Below are 22,458 nucleotides of genomic sequence, written 5' to 3'. Positions count from 1 at the left end.
CTACGGCGTCATGCGCGACGGCCACCACGGCGTCACGCGGACCGCCACCACCGCGTCATCCGCGACGGCCACCACCGCAGCATCCGCGACGGCCACCACGGCGTCACGCGCGTCGGCCACCACGGCGTCACGCGGACCGCCACCACCGCGTCATCCGCGACGGCCACCACCGCAGCATCCGCGACGGCCACCACCGCGTCACGCGCGTCGGCCACCACGGCGTCACGCGGACCGCCACCACCGCGTCATCCGCGACGACCACCACCGCAGCATCCGCGACGGCCACCACCGCGTCACGCGCGTCGGCCACCACGGCGTCACGCGGACCGCCAACATGGCGTCATCCGCGACGGCCACCACGGCGTCACGCGGACCACCACCACCGCGTCATCCGCGACGGCCACCACGGCGTCATCCGCGGACGGCCACCACCCCGTTATCCGCGACCGGCCTCACCAGGCCAGCTGCGCGATCTCCTCCGCCACCACGGCGCAGGCGTCCGCCGCCGGGTCGATGAGCGGGAAGTGCCCGACGTCCTCGAGCAGCGTCACCCCCACCATCTCCCCGGCCTTCGCCGCCGCGTCCGCGTACGACTCGGCGACCGCCTGCGGCACCACGAGGTCCGCGCGGCCCTGGACGAGGGTGGTGGCGATGCCGGTGGGCAGCAGCAGCGCCGGGTCCGCGTACGGCTGCCGCTCGGCGAAGTGCTCGTCGCCGCCGAGGAGTTGGCGCACGGCACCCCCGCACACGTCCAGCTTGTCGGCGACCGCGAGGTCCGCGATCGGGGCGAGGGCGACGACGCCGCGCAGGGCCGCCGGGCCACCGGCGCGCCAGGGCGAGTCCGCCGGCAGGACGTGCCGGGCCGCGCCCCACAGCGCGAGGTGCCCGCCCGCCGAGTGCCCGGTGAGGACCGTCCGGCGCGGGTCGGCCTGCGGCAGCAGCTCCCGGACCAGCGCGGGGAGGGCCTCCAGCGCGGCGGCGACGTCGTCGAAGGTGTCGGGCCAGCGGCCCGCCACGGGGTCGTCGCCGCCACCGCGCCGGTACTCGGCGCTGGCCACGGCGAACCCGCGGCGGGCGAGGAAGTCCGCGAAGGGGCTGACGTGGCGCCGGTCGTACGGCGCGCGCCAGGCACCGCCGTGCAGTACGAGGACGACCGGGGCGGGGCCGCCCGGGCCGCCCTGCCCGCGCGGGGCGTAGAAGTCGATCACCTGGTCGGGGTGGTCGCCGTAGGCCGCGGTGGCGTCGGGGTCGACGGGCGCGTGGGAGAACACCGACTTCTCCTCGGCCGCGGCCCGTGCTGCTGCGACGTCGTCCGTCATGCTCCAACCTTCCAGCGATGAACCGTACGGGGCGTACCAGTTGAGAGTTCAGCCGTTGGCCGGGACGGTATCAGGCGCGTGACATGCGGGGACACGGGGATGTCACGCTGGGTGAAGACCGAGCGGCGCGGCGCCGACGTGCGGCGGGGCCGGGCCCGCACAGCGGATTCCCGGCCCCGCCGGGGCTCACGCCAGCGTCCGGGCCAGCACCCGGGCCGCCCGCTCCACCTCGGCGAACCCGACGTACAGCGGGGTGAACCCGAAGCGCAGCACGTCCGGCGCCCGGAAGTCGCCGACCACACCCTGCTCGATCAGCCGTTTCATCACGTCACCGGCGTCACCGCAGCGCAGCGCGACCTGGCTGCCCCGCTCCTCGTGCGCCACCGGCGTCACGCACTCGACCCGCCCCTCGGGCACGTACTCCGCGACGCACTCCAGGAAGAAGTCCGTCAGCGCGAGGGACTTGGCCCGCACGGCCGCCACCGACACCCCGTCCCACACCTCCAGGGCCGCTTCCAGGGCGAGCATGGAGAGGATGTCGGGCGTACCGACCCGGCCGCGCGGGGCACCGGAGGCCGGCTCGTAGCCGGTCCGCATCCCGAACGGCTCGGCGTGGGAGTTCCAGCCGGGCAGCGGCGAGTCGAACCTGTCCTGCAGCTCCCGCCGCACATACAGGTACGCCGGTGAACCAGGCCCGCCGTTCAGGTACTTGTAGGTGCAGCCGACCGCCAGGTCCACCCCGTGCTCGTCGAGCCCGACCGGCAGCGCGCCCGCGCTGTGGCACAGGTCCCACACGACGTACGCCCCGGCCCGGTGCACGGCGGCCGTCAGTCCCGGCAGGTCGTGCAGCCGGCCGGTGCGGTAGTCGACGTGGTTGAGGAGCACGGCGGCGGTACGGTCGCCCAGCGCGGCCGGGACGTCCGCCGGTGCCACGGGCCGCAGCGTGCGGCCGGTCAGCCGGGCGGCGGACTCGGCGATGTACCCGTCGGTCGGGAAGGTCGTGGCGTCGATGACGATCTCGTCGCGCCCCTCCTCGGCCATGCGCACCGCGCCCACCAGTGCCTTGAAGACGTTGACGCTGGTGGAGTCCCCGACCACGATCTGCCCGGACGCGGCCCCGACCAGCGGGGCGATCCGGTCTCCGATCCGCTCGGGCGCGGTCCACCAGCCGCTCTCCTCCCAGGACCGGATGCGCAGTTCGCCCCACTGGCGGCGGACGACGTCCTCGACCCGCCCGGGCACGACGGCCGGCAGCGCGCCGAGGGAGTTGCCGTCGAGGTAGACCACGTCGTCGAGGACGAACTCGCCGCGCTTGCCGCCCAGTTCGTCGGCGGCGTCCAGCTTCTCCGCGCGCACGCTCAGCTCAGACATACGACCGCGCCGTCCACAGCTCGGGGAAGACGTTCTTCTGCGCGCGCTTCTCCAGCCAGGCCACCCCGGCGGAACCGCCCGTGCCGGCCTTGGCGCCCATCGCGCGCCGCGTGGCGACGAGATGGTCGTTGCGCCAGCGCCACACCAGCTCGGCGACATCGCTCAGCGCCTCGCCGAGGCGGGCGAGCTCGTCGCTCTCGTCACCGGAGTAGACGGCCGCCCAGGCCGCCTCCACCTCCGGCGACGGCTCGTAGCGCCGGGACACGTCGCGCCGCAGCACGGCCTCCGGGATGTCGTGCCCGCGCCGCGCGAGCAGCCGCACGACCTCGTCGTACAGGCTCGGCTCGTGCAGCGCCTTCTCCAGCTCGGCGTGCGCCCGCGGCGCACCCCGGTGCGGGACGAGCATGGACGCGGACTTCTCGCCGAGCAGGAACTCCAGGCGCCGGTACATCGCCGACTGGAAGCCGGAGCCCTCGCCGAGGGCGCCGCGGTACGAGTTGAACTGGGCCGGCGTGAGCTGGGCCAGCGGCCTCCAGGAGGCGTTCAGCGCCTCCAGCTCGCGCACGGACCGCTTCAGCGCGGCGGTGGCGGTGGGCACGTCGTCGCCCCTGAGCGCGCGGGCCGCCGTCTCCCACTCGTGGACGATGACGGTGAACCACAGCTCCATCACCTGGGTCGTCACCAGGAAGACCATCTCTCCGGGATCGTCGGAGAGGGTGTGCTGGAGGTGGGTGAGCACGTCCGCCTTGACGTAGTCCTCGTACGGCGTCGTGCCCTGGAAGTCGAGATGCGGGGTCTCGGGCTCGTGAGCCTCGTGGGACATCGCTGTCTCCTGCAGATAACTCCGGGTAGCGGTCCGCCCCTGCCGATGCCGGCACGGGGGCCCCGGTCCCCAGGGGCATACTCCGCAATCGTCCCCCGAAACCGCAAGGCCCGCCCGCTCGGGACGGCCGGGCCTCACGCACACGGGCTGTTCGTCAGCCCAGGACCTGCGCCGCCGTCGGCGAGGAGTCCTTCAGGAACTGCGAGCAGCGCTCGTACTCCTCCTGCTCGCCGATCGCCTGCGCGGCACGGGCCAGGGCGTGCAGGGCCCGCAGGAAGCCGCGGTTCGGCTCGTGCTCCCACGGCACCGGGCCGTGGCCCTTCCAGCCGTTGCGGCGCAGCGCGTCCAGACCGCGGTGGTAGCCCGTACGGGCGTACGCGTACGACTCCACGGCCGCGCCCCGCTCGAACGCCTCGTCGGCGAGCTGCGCCCAGGCGAGCGAGGAGGTGGGGTGAGCTGCGGCGACGTCGACGGGCGAAGCACCCGACGCGAGCATTTCCCGGGGCCCGGGGTCGTCGGGGAGATGCGTCGGGGGCGGACCCCCGAGGAGGTTCTCGTGAATGGACATGCCCCAAGTCTGCGCCATACGACAGACCAGCGGACACCCAAGCCCACGCGGCCGCTCAACCGCGGGCAGTCGTGGAGGCACCCCGCTCCCCCCGGGCTGCGGACCCACCCGGCCTCAGCACCGACGCCGAGCACCCGCACGACCGCGCCTACGGCAACCGCTTCCGCACCGGCTCCCCCTCCAACGGCGGCGCCGACACACCCCCATGCCGCAGACACTCCGGCCGCCTGCACCCCGCCGGCGGCCTCCGCACCACCGCGACAGCGACCGACGCCCCCACCACCAACGCCCCCGCACACCATCCCATCGCCCGCCCGAACGCCGCGTCGAAGGCCCCCGGCGTCCGATACGCCTCCTCCCCCATCCCCGCCAGCAACGGCAACGCCGCCACCGCCACCAGCCCCGCCGCCCGCGCCGCCGCGTTGTTGATCCCACTGGCCAGCCCGGCCCGCGCCACGTCCACGGACCCCAGCACGGTCGCCGTCAGCGGCGCCACCAGCGTCACCATCCCCAGCCCGAGCACCACCAGCGCCGGCAGCACATCGGCCGGGTAGGACGCCCCCGGCCCGACCCGCAGCATCAGCAGCATCCCCGCCGCGCACAGCAGCGGCCCCACCGTCAGCGGCACCCGCGGCCCGATCCGGTCGGCCAGCTCCCCCGACCGCGCGGACAGCAGCAGCATCAGCACGGTCGTGGGCAGCAGCGCCGTACCGGCCGCGAGGGCCGAGTAGCCGACGACGACCTGCAACTGCAGCGCGGCGAGGAAGAAGAACCCGCCCAGCGCCGCGTACACGCACAAGGTCACGAGATTGACCGCCGTGAACTGCCGCGACGCGAAGATGTCCGGCGGCATCATCGGCTCGGCCCGCCGCCGCTCGACGACCACGAACGCGACAGGCAGCTGCCACCCCGGCCACCGCCGAGACCACCGCCACGGCTCCGCCCGCCCCGGCCTCGATCAGCGCGTACGTCACCAGCGCGAGCGCCACCGCCCCCAGCACCGCCCCGAGCACGTCGAACCGCCCGTGCGCCCTGGCGTCCCCGGACTCGGGCACGTGCCGCAGCGCGACCGGCACGCACAGCGCCGCGAGCGGCACGTTCAGCAGGAACACCCACCGCCAGCCCGGCCCGTCCACCAGCCAGCCCCCGACGAACGGCCCGACCGCCGCCCCGATCCCGCCGAACCCGGACCACAGGCCCACGGCCCGCCCCCGGTCGTCGGGATGGAAGGAGGCCTGGATCAGCGCCAGCGAGCCGGGCGTGAGCAGCGCGCCACCCACCCCTTGCAGGGCACGCGCGGCGATGAGCACCTGCGCGTTCGGCGCGATCCCGCACAGCAGCGAGGCCACCGCGAACCACACCACGCCGACGACGAACACCTTCCGCCGCCCGAACCGGTCCCCGAGCGCCCCGCCCAGCAGGATCAGCCCGGCCAGCGTGACCATGTACGCGTTGACCGTCCACTGCAGGGCGGCCAGGTCCGCGTCGAGGTCGCGGCCGATGCGCGGCAGGGCGACGTTGACGACGGTGGAGTCCAGCAGCGCCATGCTGGAGCCGAGGACGGTGGTGAGCAGGATCCACCGGCCCTGAGGTGATGCCAGCCGGACGTCGGGCATGCAGGGAGCATACGGAAGAGCCCGGCACCTGAGCAGGTGCCGGGCTCGACGCGCGGGGGACCGGGACTTACTTGATCTTCGTGCCGGTCGAGCGCAGGTGGCCGCAGGCCTCGACGACGCGCGCGGCCATGGAGGCCTCGGCGAGCTTGCCCCAGGTGCGCGGGTCGTAGGTCTTCTTGTTGCCGACCTCGCCGTCGACCTTCAGGACGCCGTCGTAGTTGCGGAACATGTGGTCCGCGACCGGGCGCGTGAAGGCGTACTGGGTGTCCGTGTCGATGTTCATCTTCACGACGCCGTTCTCCAGCGCCGTGCGGATCTCCTCCTCCGTGGAGCCGGAGCCGCCGTGGAAGACGAAGTCGAACGGCGAGGCCTTGCCGAACTTGGCGGCGACGCCCTCGTTCAGCTCCTTCAGCAGCTCGGGGCGGAGGACGACGTTGCCCGGCTTGTACACGCCGTGCACGTTGCCGAAGGACGCGGCGAGCAGGTAGCGGCCCTTCTCGCCCAGGCCGAGGGCCTCGGCGGTGCGGATCGCGTCGTCGACCGTGGTGTACAGGGAGTCGTTGATCTCGTGGGAGACGCCGTCCTCCTCGCCACCGGTCGGGGTGATCTCCACCTCGAGGATGATCTTCGCGGCGCGGGCCTGCTCCAGCAGCTCCTGCGCGATCTCCAGGTTGTCGGCGAGGGTCTCGGCGGAGCCGTCCCACATGTGCGACTGGAACAGCGGGGCCAGACCGGCGTCCACGCGCTTCTTGGACAGGGCCAGCAGCGGACGTACGTACCCGTCGAGCTTGTCCTTGGGGCAGTGGTCCGTGTGCAGCGCGATGTTCACCGGGTACTTCTCGGCGACGATGTGCGCGAACTCGGCCAGGGCGACCGCGCCGGTCACCATGTCCTTGTTGTACTGGCCGCCCAGGAACTCGGCGCCACCCGTGGAGATCTGGACGATGCCGTCGCTCTCCGCCTCAGCGAAACCGCGCAGGGCCGCGTGCAGGGTCTGGGTGGAGGTCACGTTGATGGCCGGGTAGGCGAACTTCCCTGCCTTCGCCCGGTCCAGCATCTCGTTGTAGACCTCGGGAGTTGCGATGGGCATGCGTCCGCTCCTTGTATCTGCGGGTTGACGTACTGCTGTGTCTAACGGCCCTGACCTAGACCTTGGGGTGCGACGTCATCGTCGGCCCCATCTTTCCAGACTTGGCCGGAAGGTCCAGGCCACCGTCCACGCCCTGGTCAAGGTCCCGGTCAGTCGAGGCCCAGCTCGTCCTTGGAGAAGGCGAACAGGTACGGCACCCCGGCGCCCTCCTGGATCTTCTCGGCGGCGCCGGTCGCCCGGTCGACGATGGTCGCGACGGCGACGACCTCGGCCCCGGCCTCGCGCACGGCCTCGACGGCGGTGAGCGGGGAGCCGCCGGTGGTGGAGGTGTCCTCGACGACCAGCACGCGACGGCCCGCGATGTCCGGGCCCTCGACGCGCCGCTGCAGCCCGTGCGCCTTGGCGGCCTTGCGCACGACGAACGCGTCCAGGCGCTTCCCGCGCGCGGCGGCCGCGTGCAGCATCGCGGCGGCGACCGGGTCGGCGCCCATGGTCAGGCCGCCGACGGCGTCGAAGTCCAGGTCGGCGGTCAGGTCCAGCAGCACCTGCCCGACCAGCGGGGCGGCCTCACCGTCGAGGGTGACGCGGCGGAGGTCGACGTAGTAGTCGGCCTCCAGACCCGACGACAGCGTCACCTTGCCGTGCACCACGGCCTTGTCCTTGATCTGCTGCAGCAGCGCGCCGCGTGTGTCCGTCATGCCGCCCAGCTTAGAGGCGGCGCCAGCGCCAGGTGGTGGTGGCCTCCAGCGGCTCCAGGGGCGTGACCAGGCGCGGCAGGGTGTTGAGCCCGTTGGGCGGCCCGGTCTGCGGCTCCACGCACACGGCCTCCGCCTGCTCGTCGTAGACGACCACCCACTCCTCCCGGCTGGTCACCTTCAGTTCCAGCTGCCCGGGCCAGGTGAGGGTCACGTCGACTCCGCCGGGCATGCCGAAGCAGTCGTCCCAGGGGCCGGGCTGGGGGTCGAGGCGGTTGCCGGTGGGCAGGTGGTCGGCGCCGCGCTCCTCCTGCCAGGCGGGGTCGAAGTCGAGGCGGACGTCCTCGCCGCCGAGGTTCCGGTTGAACCAGGGGTGCCAGCCGATCTGGGCCGGGAAGGACGACTCGTACGTCTCGACGGACATGGTCAGCGTCAGCGTGTCCTCGGTGAGGGCGACGACCTGGGTGACGCGGCCCGGGCGGGGCCAGGGGTCGGTCAGCTCGCAGGTGAGGACGGCCTCGGCCGTGCTCGTGCGGGCGGTGCGCCAGGCGCGGTCGCGGGCGGTGCCGTGGATGGCGTGCGGCGGGGCGTTGAGGGGCAGCTGCCGTACGACGCCGCCGTCCAGGAAGCGCCCGTCCCGGACCCGCCCGCACCACGGCACCATCGGGAAGCAGCCGAACCGCTCGCCCTGCCGCAGCAGTTCGACGCCGCCGATCCGCAGCCCTCCGACCCGGCCGCCGTTGCCCGGCTGCACGGTCGCCTCCGCGTCGCCCGCGGTCAGCGTGATCTCTTCGTCACTCACGGGACGACCCTACTGCGGTGATCAAGAGGGCCTCACGGGTTCCTGAACGGGGCGGGCGTCTCAGCGGCGTCTGCGCAGGGCCCGGACCGCCACGATGGCCGATGCCACGGCCAGGGCCGCGGCGGGGGCGGCCCAGCGCAGCGGGGCGGGCGGTGACACCGTCTGGGGTGCGGGGACGGGGGCGTACCGGCCGCGCGGCGGGGCGTGGTCCACCTCCTCGGCACTGCGCCCGATCATCGTCCGCCGCGCGTGCGCCGCCTCGGCGACACCCGGGGCGTCCTCGTCGCTCTCCCCCGGGGCCTCGTCGTCCACCGTCCCGGAATCCCCGGCCGCGCCCTCCTCCGTCCGCGCCGGGGGCGGGGGCGGGGGCGTGTCGTCGGCGTCCGGGGTGGTCTCGTAGTCCGTCGTGGCCCGGGGTTCGAAGTCCTGGGTGGCGAGGGGCGCGGTCGGGTCCGGGGCGGCCGCGGCGAGGTGCTCCGCGAAACGGTTCAGCAGCCGGGTGACGGCACCCTCCACCGCGTCCGGCGGGAGGTCGGTGATCCGTCCCTTCGCCGAGGCCGTCCCGTCGAACACCACGGTGCAGCCGTCGTCCGCCTCCCGCAGGGCGATCCGCACCGCGAGCGTGACCGAGCCGCTGCCGCGCGACTCCTCCGCCTCGCCCTCGACGGCGTACGCCCCGTCGTCCCGTCGGGACAGCCGTAGCGCCCCCCGGTACGTGACGGAGTGGCTGCCGACCCGGAGCTTCAGCCGCCCGGCGACGGGCTCGGCGCCGGCGTCCTGCTGGAGCCCGGGGACCGCCCGGGCGACCCGCGCGGGGTCGTCCAGCACCTCCCTGAGCCGCTCGGCCGGAACCGGAACGAACACCTCGTGCTCCATGTCGACGGACTCTACCCAGCACAGCCCGAAACGCACCCCCGCCTGAGGGATTCGCCCCCGATCCACCCCCACCAGGCGTATCCTCCCGGCCCGCCGGTCCGGGACCCGCTCACCACCGCCCTGCCGCTCAGTACCGCGGGTGCACCAGCGTCGACGCCGGCAGCCCCGCGATCCGCGTCTCCCGCGCCGCCCGCGCGCCCGCCGCGAGGGACGCGTCCGTGAGGACGCGGGGGCGCGGGCCGTCCGGGTCGAGGCGCGCCCGCGGCTCGGTGCGGGCGGCCAGGACGAAACCCCAGTCCCGGGGCGCGTCGGAGCGGTCGGCGGGCGTGCGGTCGGGGCCGACGGCGAAACCGGTGTGCCGCCCGCCCGTGCCGTACGGGGCGGTGCGGAAGCCGGCCGCGCGCACCGTCGCCTCCACCGTCCAGTACACGCGGGGGCTGGCCGCGACCGGCCCGGCGTGCACGACGAGCCGGCCGCCGGGGGCCAGCACGCGCCGCGCGAGGCCGTAGAACTCCTGCGAGTACAGCTTCGTGCTCGCCGTGATGCCCGGGTCCGGCAGGTCCGAGACGACCACGTCGTACGCCGCCGGGGGCGCCGAGCGCAGCCAGCCGAAGGCGTCGCCGGTCGTCACGTGTGCGCGGGGGTCGCCGAAGGCGTGCTGGTTCAGCGCGGACAGGGCCGGGTCGGTGCGGGCCAGCCGGACCACCTCCGCGTCGAGTTCGACGACGTCGACCCGGTCCACTCCGGGGTGGCGCAGCACCTCGCGGGCCGCGAGGCCGTCGCCGCCGCCGAGGATGAGCACGCGCGCGTGCGGCCCGTTCATCGCGGGGTGGACGAGGGCCTCGTGGTAGCGCAGTTCGTCGCGCCCGCTGACCCGCAGCCGGCCGTCGAGGAACAGGTCGAGGGGCCGGCCGGGCGTGCCGCCGGTGAGGACGACTTCCTGCACGTCCGACTGGAGCGCCACCCGTACGTCCTCTCCGTACACGGCGTGCCGCGCGGCCCGTTCGAAGTCGTCGACGAGGAGGGCGGCCGAGGCGAGGATCGCCAGCACGAGCGCGTTGCCGAGCAGCAGCAGCCACCGCGCGCGCCGGCTCAGGTCCCGGCGGAACAGCCCGAGCACCAGCGCGCCGCCGACGACCGCGTTGACGGCGCCGGTGAGCAGCGCGCCGGTGAGCTGCCCGAGGAACGGCAGGAGCAGGAAGGGGAAGGCGAGGCCGCCGACGAGGGCGCCGACGTAGTCCGCGGCGAACAGGTCGGCCACGGCGCCGCCCGCGTCCTCGCGGCGGATGCGCTGGATCAGCTCCATCAGCAGCGGGATCTCGGCGCCGATGAGCAGCCCGGTGGCGAGGGAGAACGCGACGAGCAGGCAGCGCGGTCCGCTGGCCCACATCCCGCCCCAGTCGCCGGTCCAGGCGAAGACGGCGTACAGGGCCAGCGCGCTGCACCCGCCGACGAGGGCGAGGGTGGCCTCGACGGCGCCGAAGCCGGCCGCGGCGAGCCCGCGCAGCCGTTTCGCGGCGAGGGAGCCGATGCCCATGGCGAAGACCATGACGGAGAGCACGACGGACGCCTGGGTGACCGAGTCGCCCATCAAGTACGAGGCGAGCGCGACGAGTTCCAGTTCGTACACGAGTCCGCAGGCCGCGCAGACGAACACGCCCGCGAGGACCAGAAACCGTCCGGTGCCGGGTCGGACGGGCAGCCGCGCCGGACCGCCGGGGCCGTCCGGGGCGCTCCAGGGCGGTGGGGAACCGGGCGGGGCGGGCACGTGCGGCTCGATCACCCTGCGACGTTACGTCACTCCTCCACTGCGGTCCGTCACCCACACGTGTGGTGCTGGTTTACAGAGGACGGCTATCGGTACGAGAAGGGGTTCGGCGACCGGCCACCGGCGATCCCCCGGTTCAGGGCGCGGTGACCGCCGCCGGCACCCGGACGCCCACTCTCGTACGGGTCGCCACCAACTGGCCGTCCTGCGGGTACGCGTGCCAGGTCCGCCAGTGCACCTGCCCCTCGTGGTGCTGGGCGAGCAGGGCCGTGAAGGCGTGCGGGCTGCCGGGGAAGACGCCGGCGAGGCCGTGCGGATGGTCGGAGACGAGGGCGAGCAACTCCTGGGCGCGGCCCGCGAAGGAGCCGGGTGAGAGGACCTCGACCCGGGCCGCGAACTCGTACTCCCAGTCGCCGACCCGCTTGGCGACGCCGAGCGGCAGCGGGGTGCTGCTGCCCGGGATGCACGCCACCGTCTCCGAGCAGACGCCCCGCTCCTCCTCCAGCAGCACCTGGTGGGACGCGCCGAGGAGTCGCAACTGCAGTCTGCTGCCCGCCAGTTCGAGGTCGAGCGTGGCCAGCGCGGGAAGCGGCTCGCGTCCCAGGGCCCAGGCGAGATCGGACGCGCGCGTATCGCTGTAGGAGGTGTTCAGGGTCGTGAGCATAGATCGGCTCCGCAAGCACACAAGGAGAGGGAGATGGGTCCGCCGCACCCCCGGTCGCACCGGGGGGTGTCGGCCCGGGTCAGACCGGTCGGCCGGTTTCAGAGAGTGTCCGCGGGACGTCCGAGAGGCTGCGTTGGTGATGAGAGGGAATCATGAACGGTGGCGCCGCCACAGCGTTTTTACCCAAGTTCGTAGGGTTTCCATCCCTCAGAGGGCTCCACTGCTCAACTGTTCAACCACGGCGTGCGCCGGTGCCGGGGAGGCGTGCGCCGGTGCGCCGTGGCGCGCTCCCGGAGCCGGGAGGGACGGGCGCCCGGCATTCCGCCTGACCACCGAAGTGGCCCTGTGACCCCCGCAGTTGCCGGAGTCACCCTCGGACGCGCCACCCCTTGGGCGTAGTTGTCCTACAGGCAGGAGAACTTGCCCGAATACAAGTGGAGCCGCCGGACAGGGATTCGACACATCCCCCGGTCGAGAACTCCGCCCCGACACGGGAACGCGGGGCCCGCCCCCAGGTGCGAACCCCGCGCTCGATGGATACGGCTCCCCCGTCGTGGCGGCCGGCCGGTGTCAGTCAGCCGTGCCGGTCAGCTGCCTCCGCCGCCGCATCCGCCCCCGCCACCCCCGCCGCCGCAGGACGAGCTGCCTCCACAGGACGAGCCGCCGCCGCAGGAGTGCCCGCCGGACGAGCCGGAGTCTCCCCCGCCGGCCCACCAGCTGCCGCTGCTGTCGTGACGGCCGGAGCTGCCGGAGCCGGTGCCCGCCCACGCCCCGCGACGCGTCGTCCGCCCGGATCCGCCCCCGCGGGCCCTGGACACGAGCGCCCCGACCAGAACGACTCCGATCACCGCCAGGATGATGCCGACGACCATGGCGTCACCCTCCTTCCGTTTCCCCCGAAGCGGCCCCCCGTGGGCGCCTCGCACTTGCGTGACCGGGAGATGCCCGCCCGCCATACGCGCCAAAGCAGAGTTGAGGAACTTCAGAGGGTTCGGGCGCAGGGAAGGCCCCTGACCTGTGCAGAAGCGCAGTTCAGGGGCCGTCCGGGGCTCACTGGGCCGTCTCTGGGCCGTGATCTACCCCGAAGATGCGCTGAAATGCCGAGTCGATGGCACAGCGGGCGCGCTCGCGACTGTCGGGCATCAGGTGGGAGTACACCCGCAGCGTCAGTCCCGGGTCGGCATGCCCCATGTACTCGCTGACGACCTTGATGTTCTCACCGGCGTCCAGAAGGGCGGAAGCGTAGAAGTGCCGAAGGGCGTGCATCCCGTGCTCACGCGCCGACTCATACTTGCCGTTCTCATCCGCTTCGGGGATGAGCCCAGCGGACGCGAGAGCGGGTTTCCACTCCTTGGCGTTGAAGTTGCTCCGCCGGACGATGCCTCCTTGCTCAGCCGTGAAGATCAGCCGGAACGACACCAACGGGCCCTCCGGCGTCTCCCACGGCAGCGTGATCTCTACGGGCTTGAAGGCATGCATGTGAGTCGTAACGGACTTCGCCACGTAGTCGGGCAACGGCACATCTCGCGTCTTGCCGCCCTTGGGGAGAGCGAACACCGGGTGCCCTTCCACATGTTTGATCTGCCGAACCACATGGAGGGTGCGCCCGTCGAGGTCGATGGCGTCCTCGGCAAGCCCGAACAACTCGCCCTGACGCGGACCGCATCCGGCACCGACGTCGACCATCGCCTGATACCGCTCCGGAAGAGCCGCTCGAACGGCGAACACCTGGGCGGGCGCCCACGGGACGACGAGATACGGAGCAGGCTTGGGCCGCCGGACAGTTCGTGCGCTGCACGGATTGCGGGACAGCAGGGTGTCATCGACGGCCGCGGAGAGGACCGACTGAACATCCGCGAAGATGTTCCGGGCATAGGAAGAACTGACGCCGGGATTCGCTTCCAGTGCAGCGAGGAGTTCCCTGATGTGTTCGGGTCGGAAGGTGCCGATCGGGCGAGAGCCGAGCACCGGGTAGACGTGCAGTCGCAGACGCCGGCCGAGTTCCTTCCGGGTCATCGGACTGGACGTCTTACTGTCCAACCACTTCTCGGCGTACTGCCGGAAAGTGACCCGCACGGACGCGGGATCGGTGTACTGGCCCCGGGACATGTCCGTCTCAATGGCGCTCAGCCACTTCTCCGCCAGGCGCTTCTGCCGATCGGGGAAGCTCTTGGACTTCTCGGTGCCATCGGGTCCGACGTATCGAGCTCGGTAACGCAGGCCGGTCCCGTATCGGTCGGTCTTGACGCGGACGGTCTTGCCGTCGGCATTGGTTTCGGTCTTGAACCAGCGGTCTTGGATATGGCCGGCCACGTGGGGCGTGGTCCCTTCTGGGCACAGGACGGGGAGGCCACCGTGTGGCCCCCTAGTGTGAGTTGTGGGGTGAGATGCGGCAGTCTCAGGCCGCGTCTTCCAGGGCAGTGCGTTCGACCTCCCACGCCTGTACGGCGGCGGGGTTGAAGCGGAGGTAGCGGCCGACGCGGAAGCCGGCCGGGCCGATGCGCTTGCGTCGCCACTGGTAGACGGTCTCGACGCTGGGGAGGCTGAACATGGTGACCAGGTCTTCGGGGGTGAGGTAGCGGTCGGGGAGGCCGCCGCGCAGCAGGGCGCGCGGGTCGGTCGGCTCTTCGGTGGCCATGGCTGGTGACTCCTCAGGTCCGTTGCTGGGGTTTGGTGAGGTGTCGTGCGGTGGCTCTGGTGCCGCGTGAGTGCAGGCGGGGCCGAGAGGCTGCGTCTGTCCGAGGTGCGGATTTCTGCGTCACCTGCGTCATCTGCGTCATTTGAGCGTCTGACCTGCGGTTTTGCGGTGACGCAGGAACCTGGGGGTGTGTCACTGGTGACGTAGACCTGCGTCATGCCGTGACGCAGGTGACGCAAGGTGACGCAGGAATCGGCCCTCTGCGTCACCGCTGTTTCGGCAGGTCAAGAGCTGCTTTGGGGGTGTGGGTGACGCAGGTGACGCAGCGTCTTCCTACCTAGGACAAAGAGCGGGTGGTGTCTGTTGTGGTGCGGCTTAGGGAGTGAAGAACGGGCCGCTTCGCGGCGCGACCCCTTGCAGGGCGGCGGTGCCGCCGAACAGCAAGAGGAGCACGCGGCGCCGGGTGCTCCTCTTGCTTGTCCAGGCGCCGCGTCCCGGTGATCAGAACGCCGCTTCCTGCTCGGGCGCCGGCGGCGTGGTGTCCGGCCGGGCGATCTCGATGTAGCGGGACGCATTGGTGCGTCCCCAGTCGATGAGCACGCCCCGGGCGGCGAGGGTGGGCTGGAGACGCTTGAGGCGGTCTGAGAGCACCTTGCCGGTGGTCGGCCAGCCTTTAGGCAGGGGACGGAAGTCCTCGCCCGTGTAGAGGCCTGTGAGGGCGTGCAGCCATTCGGCGGACGTCATCCGCTGCTCTGTGCCCGGGTCGATGCCGGCGGCGTGCTTGAGCACGGTCTGTGCCAACAGGTCGCCTTCAATGACGTCGTCGTTGAGGTCGTCCAGGCTGGCCCGGTAGGCGGCGAGCGCCCCCAGGCCGGTGGCCGCGTCGAGCTGCGCGCACAGGTGCGCGAAGTCCGCCATACGCAGATCCGTGGGGATGTCCGCCTCAGCCGCCCGCACCTGCACCGTGAGGTCCAGCAGCGAACCGAGGATGACGGGCAGCACCTCGGCGAAGTCCGACCACAGTTCCGCTTCGGTGCGCCGGACCCGCGGGCGCTCCAGGCGCAGGGGCAGGAGCCGTTCGGCGAGGTCGGGCCGGATGACGCCCACGTCGATGCCGGTCAGCAGCAGGGGGCGGCGGTAGCCGACGCGAAAGACGTCCCCGTCGGTGAACAGGGCGCGCTTGACGTTCTCGGCCCCGGTGACGATGCAGCACATCGCATCCGAGAGTTCCGGGGTCATGTGGGAGAGGTTGTCCAGGGCGGTGACCCACCCGGCCGCGACCGCCGTGATCAGGTTCTCCTCATCCCTCGGGGCGCGGCGCAGGTCCCCGGTCATGCCCTCGATGATCCGCACGAGCATCCGCCCGCCGGTGGACTTACCCGCGCCCTGCGGACCGGTGAGGAACGGGGCCGGGACCGGCACGTCCGGCCCGAGGCAGCCGATGAGCCAGGCGATGGCCAGGCACTCGGTTTCCGCGGTGGCGAAGTTGCACAGCCGCATCAGCAGATCGATGCCCTTTCCGTTGGTGTCCTTCGCCGGCAGGGGCAGTTCCCCGGTGAGCTGGGTGCGCCGCCAGCACACCTCACGCGGGTCCGGGGTGAGGATGTCCCAGCCGGTGGGGTGGATCCGCACCGACTGCCCATCAGCACGCCCGAGGTCCAGCCACGTGGCCCCGTCGAATCCGGGGGCGACGCGGATGTGCACCGGTTGGACGTCTTCGGTCAGCGCGAGTGCTTCGATCAAGTCGAGTGCCTCCTTCATGGCGGTGCCGTTGAAGACGCCGATGCCGTCGCGGAAGAGTCCGACCATGAGTTCCTGTCGGTGGCTTCCGGTGGTGCCCTGTGAGCGGATGGGGCGGGCCACGGGGTGGCCGTTGCGCTGGGCGTAGACGGTGCCGTCGGCGGTGCGGAAGTACCGGAAGTGGGATTGGGCGTAGTCGGTGATGACTTCGCGTGCGGTCTTGTCGTCGTCGGACATGGGTCACAGTCCCAACGTGGTGCGGGCGTTGTTCCACGCGTCCGTGCAGTGCCGGGCTGTTTCGCCCTTGGCCTGAGCCGCGGTGAACAGGCGGGCGACGTGGGTGTCGGTGAGGCAGCCACAGCGGCCGTGCCGGGACAGCACCGCCAGGAACGTCGCGTAGACGGTGGCGTGGATGGTGCTGCGGGCGGCGGTGATGCGCTGCTCCGCCATGGCGATGCCGCGTTCCAGGAAGACGGGCGTGCGGTGCGGGCACTGCCCGCCCGGGCGTGCGGGCAGTGAGACGGAACGGGGCGCAGGCCGGACGGCGGACGGCTGTTTCACGGCCAGCGCGCGCACCGCGTCGGGCAGGTCGGCCATCGTGCCGGTGCCGGGCCCGAGGTAGCGGGCGTAGGCCATGGTCGACTTGATGTCGACACCGGGCCGGACCGCGTTGTGCGACGTCATGATGCCGCAGTAGATCCAGTGCTCACCGCGCGTCGTCGACACGGTCCGCGTCGAGGGCAACGCGGTACGGGCCCATGTGATGGCGTCCGCGTCGTCCAGGTCGACGACGGTCAGTCCGGCGCCGCCGGGGTGGTAGGCGACGGCGACGGCCCGGCGCCAGGCAGACGCCCACGGGGGCGAGACGATAACGGCCGGGTCGGTGGTGGCGGCGGCCCATGCGTGACAGGGCGCCGGGCAGTCGCACGGCCCCGGGGTCTTCATGTTCGGCCGGCCGCCGCACGCGTTGTCCGCGCAGGTGGGGCAGTTTCCGAACGGCACCTTGCCTCGGCGCAGGGGCAGCACGGGCAGACCCGCGGCTGCGAGGCTCAGCGCGGTGTGCAGGGGGGTCAGCGTCCGGCTCATGCCGCCACCCCCAGCGTGGCGGTGGCGAGGAACGCGGCGCCGATGTGCTGGGTGTAGGCGGGCGGGATGGCTTCGGTCAGTTCCTCGCGCACGTCGGTCCAGTCGATGCCCATCGCCGCTTGCAGCTCCGGGATGCTGGGCTTGCCGCCGCCGTTGCCGTAGGCGGCCACGTAGGGGCCGTCGTAGTACTGGCCGTGCCGGTAGCCGCGTACGCGGCCCCGGTGCGGCACATGCGCCGGCTGCGGGACGGTCCAGCCGCCGGCCTCGAAGTTGCGGTGCCGGATGACGCCGAGACCGAACATCTCCCCGCACAGGGTGAGGTCTTTGCGGATCTCCGCGCGGCCGTTGGGCTGCTCGATGACGTACGGCAGGCCGGTCGCGTCCAGCAGCTCACGAGTGGGAGCCACGAGGTCGACGTGGCTGCCACCCCATCCCTGGGAGCGGTTGGTGCCCACGGTGAGCGTGCACTTGTCCTGACACGGCGGGGAGGCGTGCACGAACGCATACCGCTTGATCTCCCCGGTGCTGATCAGGTGGGCGAGGTAGATCAGCGCGTCGCCCTGGTGGCGGGGGAAGGGGTAGTTGGGCCGGTCGGCGATGTCGCAGCCGTCGACCGCGAATCCGGCGCGGGCGTAGCCCACGGCGGCGCCGCCCGCGCAGCAGAAGAGATCCAGTAACCGGGGCCGTCGGTCGCGCGCTCGCCGGATGACAGGGGGTTGCGTCATGCTGGGAGACCTCCACAGGTCAAGTGGTTGGCAGGTGGACAAGGGCGGCCCCGCTTCTTTGGCGAGATGGAGGGGCCGCCCTTGGCGTAGCTAGAAGGGCGGTTCGTTGCTGTAGCCGGCGGGCGCCCACGGGTCGCTGTCACGCCGAGGCCGGCGCATCCAGCGCGGCAGGTGCGGGAGGGGCAGCAGAATGACGGCCCACTGCGTCCAGCACGGGCAGGGCTCCCAGTAGGTACCGGCGTACTCGCCGGTGTGGTCGCCGTAGTCGTGCGCGATGCCGCCCTCTCCACGGCAGTCGGGGCAGTCGGGGCGAGGGGTGTCGGACAAGGTCAGGGCCCGGCGGGGGCAGGGGGTGACCTTGATACGGAGTCGGATCACGGGTGTCGGTCTCCTCGTCAGCCGTGGAAGTTGTTGCGCTTGATCACGGCCTTGCGGATGTTCACGGTGGTGCCGCCCTGGTGGCCGCTCGCGGTGAGGACCTGCACGGCGATCCATCCGCCGAAGATGACGGCGGCGAGGATGATGAGCTGGCCGATGAACGCGGTCAGGGCCGTGATGAACGAGGTGAGCAGGATCAGCCCGCCGCACACGGCGAGGAACCCGACGCCCCCGAGGGCGACGTTCACCGCCGTGCGGGACACGGCCGGCTTGGCGGCGACCGGTTCGGGCTGGGCCGGTGCCACGGCGTAGCCGGTGACGACGCGGCCGTCCGGCAGGACGACGCTCGCCACGGCCGGGATAGTGCCCGGCTGGACGGGGACGACCGGCGCCGCATGTACGGCGGGGCTGATCGGGGTGGGGTGGTGGACCACGACGGGCGCGGTCCGGTGGGTGGTGGGTTCGTTCACGGCCTGGGTCTCCTTCAGTTGCCGAGAGCGGACAGGGCGTCGGCGGATGCCTGCACGAGGTTGTGGATGGGCTCGTAGGCGCCGGTGCCGGCGGCGAAGAACCCGAACAGGAACAGCACGAGCGCGGCGCCGCCGCCGGCGGACTTGGTCTTGACGGCGAAGACGGAGGCGGCGCCGAACAGCAGCACGGCGGAGACGTTGAGGATCATCGGGACCCTTCCCGGGTGTCGGTGCCGGCGCGGTAGATGCGCGCCCAGCGGTTGTAGAGCCAGCGGCCTATGCGGATGCGCTTGCCGGTGGCGTGGCAGCGGCGGCAGTCCTTGCCGCGCTTGATGCGTCCCTTGCGGTCCGTCTTGAGGGCGTGGCCCATGCCTCGGCAGCGGCGGCAGTCACCAAACGGCGACACCGCACACACACCGCCGTAACCGAGGGTGACGGCGAGCAGGCAGGCGATAGCGAGCAGGGCGGGGGTCACGTGAGGCCCTTCCTGGCGGGGTTTTGGGGTTTGCGCAGGTGGGCCGCTATCCGCTAGCGGCCTGATCAAAGCAGGTTTGAGGCGCTAGCGGGGCCGCTAACGTTAGCGAGGGCTGCCGCTATCGTTAGCGGCCCCGGAGCGTCAGCCCGCGTCCCGCTTTCCGTCACGCTCCGCGATCGCGGTGGTGATGTGGGAGCGGTCGACACCGCGCCGGTTGACGACCTTGCCGTTCACCCGGCGCCCGACCTGGATGGTGGACACGCCATGCGGCTTGAGCGCCGCGGCGAGCGCGTCGGGGTCCCATCCGTCGTAGACCTCGGGGCGCAGGTCCGCGAGCCGGGCCACGATGGTTTCCGACCACGCCTTGGCCTCCTTGGCCGGGACGACCGCGAGGATGTCCGCCAGCAGGTCATAGGCCGCCGTGGTCGGCTCCGGTGCCTCCCCGAGGGCGTGCCCGGCGAGCAGTCCGGCCTTCTCGCGGACGCGGCGGGCGCGGGCGGCGATGGCTTCGGCCCCGCCGGCGTCGACGTAGACGGAGCGGACGATACGGGCGTCGGAGCCTTCACCCACGAAGTAGTGGATGCCCTTGTCTCCCCAGGCGAACATGGTCGCCCGCACGCCGCGCTTGTAGGCGGAGGTGCCCAGGACCATGTCGTTCTCCAGCTGGCCCATCACCTTCAGGCACCACCGGGCCGACGCGTTGGCGCTGATGCCGGTGGGCAGCGACTTGGCGTCCGGGCGCTGCGTGGCCAGCAGGACGACAATGCCGGTGGCGGGGCCGCGCTTGACCAGGTCAGTGATGATCTCCTCGAACTCCTTGCCGTGCTCGGGGTGCTCGAAGAGGACCTGGCACTCGTCCACCCCGACCACGATCGGGTGCAGCCCCAACGACCGCTTGTCGGCAAGGGCGCTGGTCACCTTGGACTCGGGGCAGATGTCGCGGGGCAGGGAGCGGATCACCTTCGTGCGGCGGCGCAGTTCCTCGCGCAGGGCCCGGAAGTCGTCCAGCGCGTACTGCACGGGTTCGTCGTCGTCGCCGGCGGCGTGCCGGTAGCCGACCGCGTTGCCCACCGGGTCCAGGTCGCCGGTGCCCTTCATGTCGTAGGTGTGCAGCTCAGCGCGCGGGTCCAATGCCGCGATGAGCAGCAGGAGACGCAGCAGGAACGTCTTGCCCATGCGCGGGATGGCACCGATGACGCCCGCTATGTACATGAGCGTGACTTCGGTCCACCGGCCGCGCTGGTCGGTGCCATAGGCGACCGGCTTGAACAGGTCCACCTGCCCGGACTTCAGCAGCGGCCACGCCGGCTGAGACGCCCGGGACATGTCCTGATCCCCGACCCACAGCACCAGGTGCCCGGTGTGCTCATCCGGTACCGCCTCGGGCCACACGCACCCCAGCGGGCGGCGCAGACCGGAAGCGAGACGCTCGCGACGCTCGATGATGTCCGTGACCGTGACGCCGTAGGGCAGGTTGCCCTCCGCGCGCCAGCCGGGGCCGTCGCGGGTGATCGGGGCGGTGAACTCGAACCCGTCCCGGCCCTTGCCCTGCGCCTGATTGATCGCGGGAATGCCCAGCGCACCCAGGGCACGCAGGACGATGTCGCTGGTGAGCTTGGTTGCCTTGGGCAGTTCCACGGCCCGGTGCACGACCGGGGCGTCCGCCTTGCGGCCAGCGGCCCCCAGGGCGAGGACGACCGCGCTCACGGACACAGCTTGCAGCCAGTCGGGGGCCAGCACGTAGATGGCGAGCGCCAGAGACAGACCGGTGAACAGCGCGAGCGCGGCGACCAGGGTCCGCAGCCGGACCCGTCCGTCCCGCTGCCGCGACAGCTTCAGGTACTCGGCAGCGTCCTCACGCCGCACCGCGGCGAGCCGGACCGGTTCGCCCTCACGGTCGGCCACCCACCGCATCGTGCCCCCGACCACCTTCGCCGCGCCGGCCGGGGCCTGGAAGGCGAGACGGGCCGCGTAGACCGGGGCACGAAGCGCGTGATACCCGGCGGCGTGCGTGTAGTGGCGTGCCACCCATGTGCAGGCGGTGCGCAGCTCAGCCACGGACTTGAGCCAGACCGGTACGACCGCGCGGCGGCGGGCGCCGGCGAGCCGACCCAGGTAGCCGGGACCGGTCACCGCCGGGGCAGGCTGGTCGACCACGACCGGCGTGTCCGGGTCCGTCGGCTCAGGCTCCGGAGCGGGGACGGTGGGGGCGGGCTCGCGGGCGGCACGGGCCTTGTCCAGGTCGACCACGTCCGCGCCGTGGTCGGCGGCCATCTCGGCTTCCAGGCGGTTGAACAGTTCGTGGTCATCGTCGGGATGCTTCACTGAGACTTCCTTCTCTCGCAGAGGAAAGGCGGGGCCCGGTCCGTCGCTGTAGGAGGTGAGCGGACGGGCCCCGCCGGGACTTCAGGCGGCGTACTGCTCGGGGTAGGCACAGGGGGTGCACATGCCGAGCGAGGGCGGGATGACGTAGCCCGCGTCTCGGCGGCACTCAGGGCAGATGCGGCGGGCGGCGTTGGCTTTGGCCAGGGCCGCCCATCGGGCAGGGGTCATCGGTCGAACCGGTTTGGCCAGGTCGACGCGGTAGAGGTAGGCGACCAGCGGCCCCCGACGGCGGCGGGGACGTTCGACCTGCGCGGCCACCTGCTGTCCACCCGGGCGTAGGCCCTGGGCGCGGAGTTGGCGGCGGGTGGCGTAGCCGTCCGGGGCCAGGCGCCACCGGTAGGCGGGCAGCGTGCTCATGCCGCGCCACGCCGCCCGGGACGACGCCCGGCGACCGATTCGAGCAGCCGTCCCAATCGGGCCCGGCGCGGGGCGGACCGGCCGGACCGGCCGGACCGCTTGGCCGTATACATGGCCTCATCGGCGCGGCGCAGCAGTGCGGACAGGTCCTCGCCCGGATGGTCGGCGGCCCGTACCCACCCGAGGGACACGGTGGTGTGCACCTCGGGTGCGGTGTCGACCGGACGGGCCAGCACGCGGGCGAGGACGTCCAGCCGGTCCCCGGCGGTGCCGTCGCGGTCGACGACCACGGCGGCGAACTCATCCCCTCCCAGCCGCCCCACCACACCCCCAGGGGTGCCGTAGGACAACCGGGCCGCGATCGTGGCGAGCAGCACGTCACCGGCGGCGTGACCGTGCGTGTCGTTGATCTGCTTGAAGTGGTCGACGTCCGCCAGCACGACCACGGCGCGCGGGTCACGCAGCAGGCGCCGGGCCCGCCGGGTGAACGCATCCCGCGTCCACAGACCCGTGAGCGGGTCCCGCCGCGCGATGGTCAGCTGCGAGTGCAGCCACCGGGCGTGCACCGCCCACCCGATCACGGGCGGCAGGACGGGTAAGAGCGCGGCCAGA

At 72.4% G+C, this 22,458-nt stretch carries 23 protein-coding genes and 1 pseudogene; all 24 read right to left on the bottom strand.

Going from position 1 to position 22,458, the window contains the following annotated elements; translation table 11 throughout:
• The 24 genes and pseudogenes from C1703_RS40170 to C1703_RS21525 all read right to left on the bottom strand — a co-directional run bounded on the left by C1703_RS40170 (position 1) and on the right by C1703_RS21525 (position 22,457).
• Positions 1 to 123, bottom strand: a complete 123-nt coding sequence (locus C1703_RS40170; RefSeq protein WP_269803210.1) for a hypothetical protein — start codon at positions 121 to 123, stop codon at positions 1 to 3.
• A 329-nt stretch (positions 124 to 452) separates the two neighbouring features.
• Positions 453 to 1,319 (bottom strand): alpha/beta hydrolase, encoded by an 867-nt coding sequence (locus C1703_RS21640; protein ID WP_114254439.1) that lies wholly within the window; start codon positions 1,317 to 1,319, stop codon positions 453 to 455.
• Between the two features lie 186 nt (positions 1,320 to 1,505).
• Positions 1,506 to 2,690: a kynureninase gene (gene kynU / locus C1703_RS21635; RefSeq protein ID WP_114254438.1), complete on the bottom strand. Its 1,185-nt coding sequence runs from the start codon at positions 2,688 to 2,690 to the stop codon at positions 1,506 to 1,508.
• Positions 2,683 to 3,513 (bottom strand): tryptophan 2,3-dioxygenase family protein, encoded by an 831-nt coding sequence (locus C1703_RS21630; protein ID WP_114254437.1) that lies wholly within the window; start codon positions 3,511 to 3,513, stop codon positions 2,683 to 2,685. Before C1703_RS21630 ends, kynU begins: the two co-directional genes overlap by 8 nt.
• Before the next feature lie 154 nt (positions 3,514 to 3,667).
• Positions 3,668 to 4,081, bottom strand: coding sequence for a DUF3151 domain-containing protein (locus tag C1703_RS21625; protein WP_114254436.1), 414 nt, complete (start codon positions 4,079 to 4,081; stop codon positions 3,668 to 3,670).
• Positions 4,082 to 4,229: 148 nt separating this feature from the next.
• A pseudogene (locus C1703_RS21620) lies at positions 4,230 to 5,697 on the bottom strand (MFS transporter).
• A 67-nt stretch (positions 5,698 to 5,764) separates the two neighbouring features.
• A complete protein-coding gene (gene fbaA, locus C1703_RS21615) occupies positions 5,765 to 6,787 on the bottom strand; it encodes a class II fructose-bisphosphate aldolase (protein WP_114254435.1) in 1,023 nt (340 codons plus the stop codon).
• A 149-nt stretch (positions 6,788 to 6,936) separates the two neighbouring features.
• On the bottom strand, positions 6,937 to 7,485 hold the full coding sequence (gene pyrE, locus C1703_RS21610) for an orotate phosphoribosyltransferase (RefSeq protein ID WP_003991805.1): 549 nt from the start codon (positions 7,483 to 7,485) through the stop codon (positions 6,937 to 6,939).
• Positions 7,486 to 7,495: 10 nt separating this feature from the next.
• Entirely contained in the window at positions 7,496 to 8,284 is a 789-nt protein-coding gene (locus C1703_RS21605) for an aldose 1-epimerase (RefSeq protein WP_114254434.1), read from the bottom strand.
• 60 nt (positions 8,285 to 8,344) lie between these two features.
• Positions 8,345 to 9,160, bottom strand: coding sequence for an SRPBCC domain-containing protein (locus C1703_RS21600; protein WP_114257528.1), 816 nt, complete (start codon positions 9,158 to 9,160; stop codon positions 8,345 to 8,347).
• Between the two features lie 127 nt (positions 9,161 to 9,287).
• Positions 9,288 to 10,943 (bottom strand): polyamine aminopropyltransferase, encoded by a 1,656-nt coding sequence (locus C1703_RS21595; RefSeq protein ID WP_114254433.1) that lies wholly within the window; start codon positions 10,941 to 10,943, stop codon positions 9,288 to 9,290.
• 121 nt (positions 10,944 to 11,064) lie between these two features.
• On the bottom strand, positions 11,065 to 11,592 hold the full coding sequence (locus C1703_RS21590; RefSeq protein ID WP_198678241.1) for a DUF2617 family protein: 528 nt from the start codon (positions 11,590 to 11,592) through the stop codon (positions 11,065 to 11,067).
• Positions 11,593 to 12,642: 1,050 nt separating this feature from the next.
• Positions 12,643 to 13,905, bottom strand: coding sequence for a site-specific integrase (locus C1703_RS21580; RefSeq protein WP_114254430.1), 1,263 nt, complete (start codon positions 13,903 to 13,905; stop codon positions 12,643 to 12,645).
• An 85-nt stretch (positions 13,906 to 13,990) separates the two neighbouring features.
• Entirely contained in the window at positions 13,991 to 14,230 is a 240-nt protein-coding gene (locus tag C1703_RS21575; RefSeq protein WP_114254429.1) for a helix-turn-helix domain-containing protein, read from the bottom strand.
• A gap of 501 nt (positions 14,231 to 14,731) precedes the next feature.
• Positions 14,732 to 16,207 carry an ATP-binding protein gene (locus C1703_RS21570; RefSeq protein WP_114254428.1) on the bottom strand — a complete coding sequence of 492 codons (1,476 nt, stop codon included), beginning with the start codon at positions 16,205 to 16,207 and terminating at the stop codon, positions 14,732 to 14,734.
• A gap of 3 nt (positions 16,208 to 16,210) precedes the next feature.
• On the bottom strand, positions 16,211 to 17,056 hold the full coding sequence (locus tag C1703_RS21565) for a bifunctional DNA primase/polymerase (RefSeq protein WP_114254427.1): 846 nt from the start codon (positions 17,054 to 17,056) through the stop codon (positions 16,211 to 16,213).
• Complete coding sequence (locus tag C1703_RS21560) at positions 17,053 to 17,781, bottom strand: DNA cytosine methyltransferase (RefSeq protein ID WP_114254426.1); 729 nt, start codon at positions 17,779 to 17,781, stop codon at positions 17,053 to 17,055. Before C1703_RS21560 ends, C1703_RS21565 begins: the two co-directional genes overlap by 4 nt.
• Positions 17,782 to 17,871: 90 nt before the next feature.
• On the bottom strand, positions 17,872 to 18,159 hold the full coding sequence (locus tag C1703_RS21555; protein WP_114254425.1) for a hypothetical protein: 288 nt from the start codon (positions 18,157 to 18,159) through the stop codon (positions 17,872 to 17,874).
• Positions 18,160 to 18,176: 17 nt separating this feature from the next.
• On the bottom strand, positions 18,177 to 18,629 hold the full coding sequence (locus tag C1703_RS21550) for a hypothetical protein (RefSeq protein WP_114254424.1): 453 nt from the start codon (positions 18,627 to 18,629) through the stop codon (positions 18,177 to 18,179).
• Between the two features lie 14 nt (positions 18,630 to 18,643).
• On the bottom strand, positions 18,644 to 18,838 hold the full coding sequence (locus C1703_RS21545; RefSeq protein WP_114254423.1) for a hypothetical protein: 195 nt from the start codon (positions 18,836 to 18,838) through the stop codon (positions 18,644 to 18,646).
• Positions 18,835 to 19,104, bottom strand: coding sequence for a hypothetical protein (locus tag C1703_RS21540; protein WP_114254422.1), 270 nt, complete (start codon positions 19,102 to 19,104; stop codon positions 18,835 to 18,837). The genes C1703_RS21545 and C1703_RS21540 overlap by 4 nt, the downstream gene beginning before the upstream one ends.
• A gap of 141 nt (positions 19,105 to 19,245) precedes the next feature.
• On the bottom strand, positions 19,246 to 21,429 hold the full coding sequence (locus C1703_RS21535) for a cell division protein FtsK (RefSeq protein WP_198678240.1): 2,184 nt from the start codon (positions 21,427 to 21,429) through the stop codon (positions 19,246 to 19,248).
• A gap of 81 nt (positions 21,430 to 21,510) precedes the next feature.
• Positions 21,511 to 21,846 (bottom strand): RRQRL motif-containing zinc-binding protein, encoded by a 336-nt coding sequence (locus C1703_RS21530; protein ID WP_114254421.1) that lies wholly within the window; start codon positions 21,844 to 21,846, stop codon positions 21,511 to 21,513.
• The gene (locus tag C1703_RS21525; protein ID WP_114257526.1) at positions 21,843 to 22,457 is read right to left on the bottom strand and encodes a GGDEF domain-containing protein; all 615 of its coding nucleotides are present in this window, start codon (positions 22,455 to 22,457) and stop codon (positions 21,843 to 21,845) included. Before C1703_RS21525 ends, C1703_RS21530 begins: the two co-directional genes overlap by 4 nt.
• Position 22,458 lies beyond the last annotated feature (1 nt).

Origin of the sequence: Streptomyces sp. Go-475 (assembly GCF_003330845.1) — a bacterium.
In the GTDB taxonomy this organism is placed as follows: Bacteria; Actinomycetota; Actinomycetes; order Streptomycetales; family Streptomycetaceae; genus Streptomyces.
The sequence above is the reverse complement of the archived record's forward strand: the minus strand, read 5'-3'. Positions and strand labels throughout refer to the sequence as shown.

Coding starts and splice junctions, on each gene's coding strand:
- C1703_RS21640 (WP_114254439.1), bottom strand. CDS start 1,319: ATGACGGACGACGTCGCAGCAGCACGGGCCGCGGCCGAGGAGAAGTCG.
- kynU (WP_114254438.1), bottom strand. CDS start 2,690: ATGTCTGAGCTGAGCGTGCGCGCGGAGAAGCTGGACGCCGCCGACGAA.
- C1703_RS21630 (WP_114254437.1), bottom strand. CDS start 3,513: ATGTCCCACGAGGCTCACGAGCCCGAGACCCCGCATCTCGACTTCCAG.
- C1703_RS21625 (WP_114254436.1), bottom strand. CDS start 4,081: ATGTCCATTCACGAGAACCTCCTCGGGGGTCCGCCCCCGACGCATCTC.
- fbaA (WP_114254435.1), bottom strand. CDS start 6,787: ATGCCCATCGCAACTCCCGAGGTCTACAACGAGATGCTGGACCGGGCG.
- pyrE (WP_003991805.1), bottom strand. CDS start 7,485: ATGACGGACACACGCGGCGCGCTGCTGCAGCAGATCAAGGACAAGGCC.
- C1703_RS21600 (WP_114257528.1), bottom strand. CDS start 9,160: ATGGAGCACGAGGTGTTCGTTCCGGTTCCGGCCGAGCGGCTCAGGGAG.
- C1703_RS21590 (WP_198678241.1), bottom strand. CDS start 11,592: ATGCTCACGACCCTGAACACCTCCTACAGCGATACGCGCGCGTCCGAT.
- C1703_RS21575 (WP_114254429.1), bottom strand. CDS start 14,230: ATGGCCACCGAAGAGCCGACCGACCCGCGCGCCCTGCTGCGCGGCGGC.
- C1703_RS21570 (WP_114254428.1), bottom strand. CDS start 16,207: ATGTCCGACGACGACAAGACCGCACGCGAAGTCATCACCGACTACGCC.
- C1703_RS21565 (WP_114254427.1), bottom strand. CDS start 17,056: ATGAGCCGGACGCTGACCCCCCTGCACACCGCGCTGAGCCTCGCAGCC.
- C1703_RS21560 (WP_114254426.1), bottom strand. CDS start 17,781: ATGACGCAACCCCCTGTCATCCGGCGAGCGCGCGACCGACGGCCCCGG.
- C1703_RS21545 (WP_114254423.1), bottom strand. CDS start 18,838: ATGATCCTCAACGTCTCCGCCGTGCTGCTGTTCGGCGCCGCCTCCGTC.
- C1703_RS21530 (WP_114254421.1), bottom strand. CDS start 21,846: ATGAGCACGCTGCCCGCCTACCGGTGGCGCCTGGCCCCGGACGGCTAC.